Below are 8,218 nucleotides of genomic sequence, written 5' to 3'. Positions count from 1 at the left end.
CATCCACTTCATCTGCCCGCAGCAGATCGAGGAGGCCCTGGCCTCGGGCGTGACCAGCATGCTGGGCGGCGGCACGGGCCCGGCCACGGGCACGCTGGCCACCACCAGCACCTCGGGCACCTGGAACATGGAGCGCATGCTGCAGGCGGCCGATGCCTTTCCGATGAACCTGGGCTTTCTGGGCAAGGGCAACGCCAGCCTGCCGGCGCCGCTGCGCGAGCAGATCGAGGCCGGGGCCATTGGCCTGAAGCTGCACGAGGACTGGGGCACCACGCCTGCGGCCATCAGCAGCTGCCTGGACGTGGCCGAGGAGACGGACACGCAGGTCGCCATCCACAGCGACACGCTCAACGAGTCGGGCTTTGTCGAGAACACCATCGCCGCCGTGGGCGGGCGCGGCATCTGCGCCTTCCACACAGAGGGGGCGGGCGGCGGCCATGCGCCCGATATTTTGCGCGTGGTGGGCGAGGCGAACTTTCTGCCCTCGTCCACCAACCCCACCATGCCCTACACCGTGAACACGCTGGACGAGCATGTGGACATGCTCATGGTGTGCCACCACCTGGACGCCGGCATTGCCGAGGACCTGGCCTTTGCCGAAAGCCGCATCCGCAAGGAGACCATCGCGGCCGAGGACATCCTGCACGACCTGGGCGCCATCAGCATGATGAGCAGCGACAGCCAGGCCATGGGCCGGGTAGGCGAAGTCATCATCCGCACCTGGCAGACGGCGCACAAGATGAAGGCCCAGCGCGGCACGCTCGAAGGCGACAGTGCGCGCAACGACAACACGCGCATCAAGCGCTACGTGGCCAAATACACCATCAACCCGGCCATCGCGCACGGCATCAGCCACGAGGTGGGCTCCATCGAGGTGGGCAAGTGGGCCGACCTGGTGATCTGGAAGCCGGCGTTCTTCGGCGTGAAGCCGGCCCTCATCCTCAAGGGCGGCTTCATCGCCATGGCGGCCATGGGCGACCCCAATGCCTCCATCCCCACGCCGCAGCCCGTGCACTACCGGCCCATGTTCGGCGCCTTCGGCGGGGCCATCGCGCGCACCTCGCTGACCTTTGTCTCGCAGGCCGGGCTGGCCGCAGGCATTGGCGAGCGCTTCGGACTGGCCAAGAACCTGGTCGCGGTGCGCAACATCCGCGGCGTGCGCAAAGAGCACATGGTGCACAACAGCTACACCCCGCGCATGGAGGTGGACGCACAGACCTACACCGTGCGCGCCGACGGCCAGCTGCTCACCTGCGAGCCGGCCACCGAGCTGCCCATGGCGCAGCGATACTTCCTGTTCTGACCGAAGCCCGAACCAGGAGTGCTGCCCATGCTGCCCGAAACCCATCTGCTGCTCGCCTTTGCCGGCGCCAGCCTGGTGCTGGCGCTCACCCCCGGCCCTGCGGTGGTCTACATCGTGGCGCGCACGGTGGCGCAGGGCCGTGCCTGCGGCCTGGCTTCCGTGCTGGGCGTGGCGCTGGGCAACCTGGGCAATGCCATCGGCGCGGCGCTGGGTCTGGCGGCGCTGTTCGCCGTGTCGTCGGCCGCCTTCACCGTGGTGAAGTGGGCGGGGGCCGCCTACCTCGTGTACCTGGGCCTGCGCATGTGGTTCGCAACCCCTGCAAGTGCCGCCGATGGTTCGAAGACCGGCGCGCGGCAGCCGCTGCGCCGCGTGTTCCGCGACGGCTTCGTGGTGGCCCTGCTCAACCCCAAGACCAGCCTGTTCTTCGCCGCCTTCCTGCCGCAGTTCATGGACGCACAGGGCAGCGCGCTGGCGCAGACCCTGGCGCTGGGCTGCACTTTTGTGGCCATAGCAGCATGCACCGATCTTTTCTATGTGCTGGCCGCCAGCCTGGTCGCCCCCCGCCTGGGCCAGGCCACACGCCATGCCGTGTGGGGCAACCGGCTGGCCGGCACCTCCTTCATCGGCCTGGGCGTGCTCACGGCCATGGGATCACGCCCCACCACGCGCTGAGCCCACCTTCCTTTCTACCGTATTGGCATCCATGATTTCCGTCGGAAAAATCCTCGCCCAAGGCCATGGCCTGGCGCCCGTGCTGCTCCAGCGCGCTCCCACCGTCGAACTCGACTGGGACGTGCGCCAGAAGAGCCGCTTTTCCACCACCGACTCCAGCGGGCGCGAGCTGGGCGTGTTCCTGCCCCGAGGCACCGTGGTGCGTGGCGGCGATGTGCTGGTGGCCGAAGACGGCTCGCTGGTGCGCGTGCTGGCCGCGCCGCAGGCGGTGCTCTACATCACCCACTGCAAGAACCACGGCACGCCCTTCGACCTGGTGCGCGCCGCCTACCACCTGGGCAACCGCCATGTGCCCATCGAGCTGCAGCCCGACCACCTGAAGATCGAGCCCGACCATGTGCTGGCCGACATGCTGCGCGCCATGCACCTGATCGTGCAGGCGAAGGACATGGCCTTCGAGCCCGAAGGCGGCGCCTATGCGGCCGGGCATGGCGGCGGTGGACACGGCCACCACCACGATGACCACGGGCACGGCCACGCCCATGGCGGCCACAGCCACGACCATGACCACGGGCATTCGCACGATGACCATGGGCACGGCGACCACGGCCACAAGCATGCGCACTGACGGCGCTGCACCCGAGCGGCCCCTCCCATGATGATGCGCGAGCCCCCGGCCCCGACGGCCCTGCCCGCGGCCAGCCTGCTACAGCTGATCTGGCTGGCATCGCCCGCGCTGCCCGTGGGCGGGTTCTCGTATTCCGAAGGGCTGGAGAGTGCCATCGAAAGCGCCGGTGTCGGCTCCGAGGCCGCCGTGGCCGCCTGGCTGCTGGACCAGTTGCACATCACCCAGGCGCGCGGCGACATGGCCGTGGTGGCCCAGGCCGTGGGCGCCTGGCGCCAGGCCGACATGGCGCATGTGCGCGAGCTCAACGACTGGGTGCTGCACACGCGCGAGACCAGCGAGCTGCGCCTGCAGACCGAACAGATGGGCCGCTCGCTGGCCGACTGGCTGCGCAACCAGCACCAGGGCGATGCGGCGCGCATGCCCGCCGTGCAGGCCCTGGCCGCGCTGCCGCCCACCTACCCCGTGGCCTTTGCACTGGCCGCCTCGACCGCCGAGGCCTCTGTCTACGACGTGCTGCTGGCCTTTGCCTTTGGCTGGGCCGAGAACATGGTGCAGGCCGCGCTCAAGTCCATGGCCCTGGGCCAGAGCGCGGGCCAGCGCATCCTGGCAAAGCTCGCCCAGGCCATCCCCGAAGCCGCCACGTATGCACTTGCCTTGCCCGATGGCGAGCGCCAGGCCTTTTCCCCCATGCTGGCCATTCTCTCGGCCCGGCACGAAACCCAATACTCCCGCCTCTTCAGATCATGATGACGACCACCACGACCAGCCCCCTGCACCATGTCCCCAACCGCACCAAGCACCTGCCCCCGCTGCGCGTGGGCATCGGCGGCCCCGTGGGCTCGGGCAAGACCACCCTGCTGGAAATGCTGTGCAAGGCCATGCGCGACGACTACGACCTGATCGCCATCACCAACGACATCTACACCAAGGAAGACCAGCGCCTGCTCACGGTGAGCGGCGCCCTGCCGGCCGAGCGCATCCTGGGCGTGGAAACGGGCGGTTGCCCGCACACGGCGATCCGCGAAGACGCATCGATCAACCTCGAAGCCATCGACCGCATGCTGGGCCAGTTCCCCAATGCCGACGTGGTGTTCGTGGAAAGCGGCGGCGACAACCTGGCCGCCACCTTCAGCCCCGAGCTGTCGGACCTGACCATCTACGTGATCGACGTGGCCGCGGGCGAGAAGATCCCGCGCAAGGGCGGCCCCGGCATCACCAAGAGCGATCTGTTCATCATTAACAAGACCGACCTGGCGCCGCATGTGGGCGCCGATCTGGCCATCATGGAATCGGACACCGTGCGCATGCGCACCACCCCCCAGGGCCTGCGCCCCTTCGTGATGACCAACCTGAAAACCCTGGCCGGCCTGAACGAGGTGGTGCGCTTCATCGAGACCAAGGGCATGCTGACCAAGGCGAGGGGCTGATCACGTTGACCGGGGTGGCCGGTCATTTCCGTGGACTAGAATACGCGCCTTCCCTCCCGGAGACTTGGGTGAGCGGTTTAAACCAGCAGTCTTGAAAACTGCCGACGGGCAACCGTCCGTGAGTTCGAATCTCACAGTCTCCGCCAGAACATCCATGGACAAGCGCCTTTCGGGCGCTTTTTTTATTTTGCCCGTCCCCACAGCAGATGGGTATCTGCGAGCGCTCTACTCAACATAGGACAGCGGCAGTGCCGTCGTGAACTTCAGCTCTTCCATCGCAAAGCTGGACGACACATCGAACAGCTGGGTACCGGCGATCAGGCGCTTGTACACCTTGCCATAGGCGGCGATGTCGGGCACCACGACGCGCAACAGGTAGTCCACATCACCGCTCATGCGGTAGAACTCCACCACCTCGGGAATGGCCTGGACCGTGGCGCGAAAGTGCTCGAACCACTCCTCGGTGTGGGTGCTCGTGCGCACCGACACGAACACCGTGACCCCTACGTTCACCTTGGCAGCGTCCACCAGGGCGACCTGGCGGGTGATCACGCCCATCTCCTTGAGGCGCTGGACGCGCCGCCAGCAGGGGGTGGCCGAGAGGCCCACGCGGGCGGCCATGTCCGCGATCGGTGTTTCGGCATCGACCTGAAGAATCTCTATCAACTTGCAATCAATAGAATCCAATTTTATTTTTGCCATGATTTGGGGATTTTTATTTCAATTCTATGGCCTATTCTTGAAAAAATTGCAAGCCCTTGCTGCGTGGACCCGCCGAGAATTTGGCGCCATGGAAGAAATTTATCTTGACGCCAACGCAACGACACCGGTACTCCCCCAAGCGCGCCTGGCGGCCCTGGCGGTGATGGGTGAAGCCTTTGGCAACCCCAGCAGCATCCACGGCAGTGGCCTGAAGGCGCGGGCGCTCATGGAGCAGGTGCGGGACCGCGCCCGCCGCTTGCTGGGTGCGGCCCGTGGTCAACTGTGCTTCACCAGCGGTGCCACCGAAGGCATACAGACCGCCGTGCTGTCGGCCCTGACCGAACTGCGCCGCTGGCGCGATGCCGGAGAAATCCAGCCCTTGCTGCTGCTCTATGGCGCCACCGAACACAAGGCCGTGCCGGAGGCACTCAGGCACTGGAATGCCCTCCTGGGCCTGCACTGGCCGGTGCGCGCCATTCCGGTGGACCGCCAGGGCCGGCACGATCTGGCCTGGCTGCGCCAGCAGGCGCCGCAGGCCGGCCTGGTGTGCACGATGGCCGCCAACAACGAGACCGGCGTGGTCAGCGACCTCGACGGCATCCGCGCGGCGCTGGCGGACAGCAGCGCGCTGTGGCTGGTCGACAGCGTGCAGGCCCTCGGCAAATTGCCACTGCACCTGACTGAGCGCCGCATCGACTACGCCCCCTTTTCCGGGCACAAGCTCTATGCACCCAAGGGGATTGGCATGCTGTACGTGCGCGATGGCGCACCCTTCACCCCGCTGATGACAGGGGGTGGGCAGGAAGGCGCGCTGCGCGCCGGTACCGAGAACATCGCAGGCATTGCCGCGCTGGGCGAGGTGCTGCGCGCCCTGGAAGCAGGAGACACCTTCGCGAACCAGGAGACGCTGTTGGCGCACCGCGAGCGCCTGGCGTTGGCGCTGACCGACGCCTTCCCTGGACTGGTATTCAATGCCCCGCCATCGCTGTGCCTGCCGACGACGCTGAACTTCGCCGTGCCCGGTCTTGCTTCCAGGCTGCTGCTGGACCTGTTCGATGCCGCCTGCCTGCGCGTCAGCGGTGGCTCGGCCTGCAGCGCGGCCAAGGCCCAGCCCAGCTATGTGCTGGAGGCCATGGGCTTGCCCGCTTGGCAGAGTTCGGCGGCCGTGCGCCTGTCCTTCGGTGCGGCCGACTCCGCCGAGCTGATCGAGCGTGCCTGTGCGCGCATCCGGGCCTGCGGCGCGTCGCTGCGCGCCCATGGCTTGACGGTCCATGCACCCGCCGGCAACACCACGCCCACCGGTCTGGTGACCCGCTTCGTGGTCGATGGCGCATGCTGTTACCTGGTGGCCGATGCGAAGCGCCGCCACTGCGTGCTCATCGATCCCCTGCCCGCACATAGCGAACAGATCACGCAGTGGCAGCGCCGCCACGACCACACCCTGGTGGCCGTGCTGGCAACCACAAACCGCATCGAGCATGCCGCAGCGGTGGCCACCCTGAGCGCCGCCTTCCCGGAGTCCATGCAGGCCTTGGGCTCCGTGGAACCCTTGGGGTGGCCGCAGGGCGAGCGCCAGATTCAGCTGGATCACCACCGCATCACGCGGCTGGCGCCCCCGGGAGGCAGCGCCGATGCAAGCGTCTATGTCCTGCACACGCCCGACCAGGGCCAACTGGCCTTTGTGGGAGCTTCCGCCATGGCGGACGACACAGGCTCCCTGAACTGGTTGACCCCGGCCTTGGCACCCCATGCGCTGCTGCTGCCCGGCCACGATGAGGCACAGCATTTCGCCTGGACCCTTGGCCAGCCATCACGCCCCAAGGCGCTGCATGCCGAACCAGAGGCCCTGGCGCTGTCCCGCGAGCGCCTGCACCTGCAGTTCCAGACGTCCCCTGCCCCGCTTCTGGTCGATGTGCGTGAGCTTTATGAGCACGCGCTGGGCGGCAGGCCCGACCTGGGGCAAGGCATCCAGCCGAAAGTGCAGGCGGTTCCGCTGGGCAGCCTGCTCAATGCCTTGCCCGTCTGGCTCAAGCTGGAGGCCGATAGGCCCGTGCTGTTCTACTGCCGCAGCGGCAACCGCAGCGCACAGGCGGCGCGCGCACTGCGCCGCCTGGGCCATGCCAACGCCTGGAGCCTGGAGGGCGGCCTGGCGCTTTGGATGGCGCAGGCAACACCGCAAGCCCCTGCCCGCTGAACGGATGCAAGGGCCAGAGCGTTCATTCCATCGGCTGCGCCCCTGGTTGCGCATGGCTTCTGGAGGGCACGCACAGATAAAATCGCTCACGCATCCAAGTTTCTGCGACCACGGCCTCTGCCAGTGACAGGAACCACAGGCGTCCTTTGGGGCGCTTTTTTCTTCTGGATACCTCCTGCTGCTGCACACATGACCGCAAGCCCCGATCCAAGCCCCCTTCGCAAACCCCTCCTCATCGTTGCCGCCGGCAAGACCTTTCCCGGCATCCGCGAGGCCCTGGGTGATTTCGACGACTGGATCGCCGCTGGTCTGGGGGACGCACTTCCCCTGCTGCGCATCGATGCGCAGCAGGAGGCTGCCAGGCTACCCGACCCGACCGAACTGTCGGCCGTGGTGGTCAGTGGTTCGCATGCCATGGTGTCGCACCGCGAGCCCTGGAGCGAGCAGTTGGCGCAATGGATGCGCCGCTGTGTCGAAGCGCAGGTGCCGGTGCTCGGTATCTGCTACGGGCACCAGTTGCTGGCGCATGCATTCGGCGGGCATGTGGACGACCTTCCGCGCGGGCCGGAGGTGGGCACGCACACCGTGCGCCTGACGGCCGAGGCTGCGCAGGACACCTTGTTCGCGGGGCTGCCGGGGCAGTTTCCCGCACAGTTGGTGCACTACCAGTCGGTGCTGCGCCTGCCGGACGGGGCCGTGCTGCTGGCGCACAGCGAACTGGAGCCACACCAGGCCTTTCGCGTGGGCGGCTGCGGTTGGGGCGTTCAGTTCCACCCGGAGTTTTCAGCGCGGGCCATGCAGGCCTATGTGGAGCATGTCCAGGAAGCACGGAATGCACATGTCAGCGATACGTCCGAGGCGGGCAGCGTGCTCGGCCGGTTCGCAGCGATGGTGGTGGCGGGGAGCTGAGACCGGAGGTTCGTCGTGCCCTACCAGGGCACCATGATGGCGATCAGCAAAAAGCCCACGATGACGCCGAGGACGGCCACCGTGCGGCCGGTGGCAAACCGGTTGCGGCCCGAGGAATGGGGCACCTGGCCGGAAGAGGGAGAGCGGGGTGGGGACATGGCAGGCTCCTGGGGCAAATGGTGATTCAATGCGCCTACCTTAGGTCCGGCGCCGGGCGGGCCGCGTAAGACAAGGCTGCATCCGGGGCGGCGACAAACGGCCGATCTGCAGGCCCCAGTTCCCGCACACGCCCCCGGTGCCCTGCATCCCCGGGACAATGCCGGCCGGCGCACACGCGCGGCGCCAAGCTGTCCCCAGGACCCCCCAGACCCGGCTCACCGCGC

Annotated in this window: 9 protein-coding genes and 1 tRNA gene; 8 read left to right on the top strand and 2 right to left on the bottom strand. The window is 67.4% G+C overall.

All coding sequences use genetic code 11. The annotated features are described in order from the left end of the window. From ureC to ACK59X_RS09125, 6 genes are all read left to right on the top strand, one after another. On the top strand, positions 1 to 1,303 hold a 1,303-nt coding region (ureC, locus tag ACK59X_RS09150), incomplete at its 5' end, for an urease subunit alpha (RefSeq protein WP_409956689.1). A 27-nt stretch (positions 1,304 to 1,330) separates the two neighbouring features. Beyond that, positions 1,331 to 1,975: a LysE family translocator gene (locus tag ACK59X_RS09145; protein WP_409956687.1), complete on the top strand. Its 645-nt coding sequence runs from the start codon at positions 1,331 to 1,333 to the stop codon at positions 1,973 to 1,975. A 31-nt stretch (positions 1,976 to 2,006) separates the two neighbouring features. Beyond that, a complete protein-coding gene (ureE, locus tag ACK59X_RS09140) occupies positions 2,007 to 2,603 on the top strand; it encodes an urease accessory protein UreE (protein WP_409956685.1) in 597 nt (198 codons plus the stop codon). 30 nt (positions 2,604 to 2,633) lie between these two features. Beyond that, the gene (locus ACK59X_RS09135) at positions 2,634 to 3,350 is read left to right on the top strand and encodes an urease accessory protein UreF (RefSeq protein ID WP_409956691.1); all 717 of its coding nucleotides are present in this window, start codon (positions 2,634 to 2,636) and stop codon (positions 3,348 to 3,350) included. Beyond that, the gene (gene ureG, locus ACK59X_RS09130; protein ID WP_409956683.1) at positions 3,347 to 4,030 is read left to right on the top strand and encodes an urease accessory protein UreG; all 684 of its coding nucleotides are present in this window, start codon (positions 3,347 to 3,349) and stop codon (positions 4,028 to 4,030) included. Before ACK59X_RS09135 ends, ureG begins: the two co-directional genes overlap by 4 nt. Positions 4,031 to 4,088: 58 nt before the next feature. Further along, positions 4,089 to 4,176, top strand: a tRNA-Ser gene (locus ACK59X_RS09125). A gap of 79 nt (positions 4,177 to 4,255) precedes the next feature. Here ACK59X_RS09125 and ACK59X_RS09120 read toward each other — a convergent pair. Then, positions 4,256 to 4,732, bottom strand: coding sequence for an Lrp/AsnC family transcriptional regulator (locus ACK59X_RS09120; protein ID WP_409956681.1), 477 nt, complete (start codon positions 4,730 to 4,732; stop codon positions 4,256 to 4,258). Between the two features lie 88 nt (positions 4,733 to 4,820). Between ACK59X_RS09120 and ACK59X_RS09115 the strand changes: the two genes are divergently transcribed. Together ACK59X_RS09115 and ACK59X_RS09110 are read left to right on the top strand one after the other, a co-directional pair. Then, complete coding sequence (locus ACK59X_RS09115; protein ID WP_409956679.1) at positions 4,821 to 6,926, top strand: aminotransferase class V-fold PLP-dependent enzyme; 2,106 nt, start codon at positions 4,821 to 4,823, stop codon at positions 6,924 to 6,926. A 189-nt stretch (positions 6,927 to 7,115) separates the two neighbouring features. Then, positions 7,116 to 7,835, top strand: a complete 720-nt coding sequence (locus ACK59X_RS09110; RefSeq protein WP_409956677.1) for a glutamine amidotransferase — start codon at positions 7,116 to 7,118, stop codon at positions 7,833 to 7,835. Between the two features lie 20 nt (positions 7,836 to 7,855). Here the strand turns inward: ACK59X_RS09110 and ACK59X_RS09105 are convergent, their stop codons facing one another. Beyond that, positions 7,856 to 7,993: a hypothetical protein gene (locus tag ACK59X_RS09105; protein ID WP_409956675.1), complete on the bottom strand. Its 138-nt coding sequence runs from the start codon at positions 7,991 to 7,993 to the stop codon at positions 7,856 to 7,858. Positions 7,994 to 8,218: the final 225 nt, after the last annotated feature.

The organism is Acidovorax sp. (genome assembly GCF_046339755.1).
Classification (GTDB): Bacteria; Pseudomonadota; Gammaproteobacteria; order Burkholderiales; family Burkholderiaceae_C; genus Acidovorax.
The sequence above is the reverse complement of the archived record's forward strand: the minus strand, read 5'-3'. Positions and strand labels throughout refer to the sequence as shown.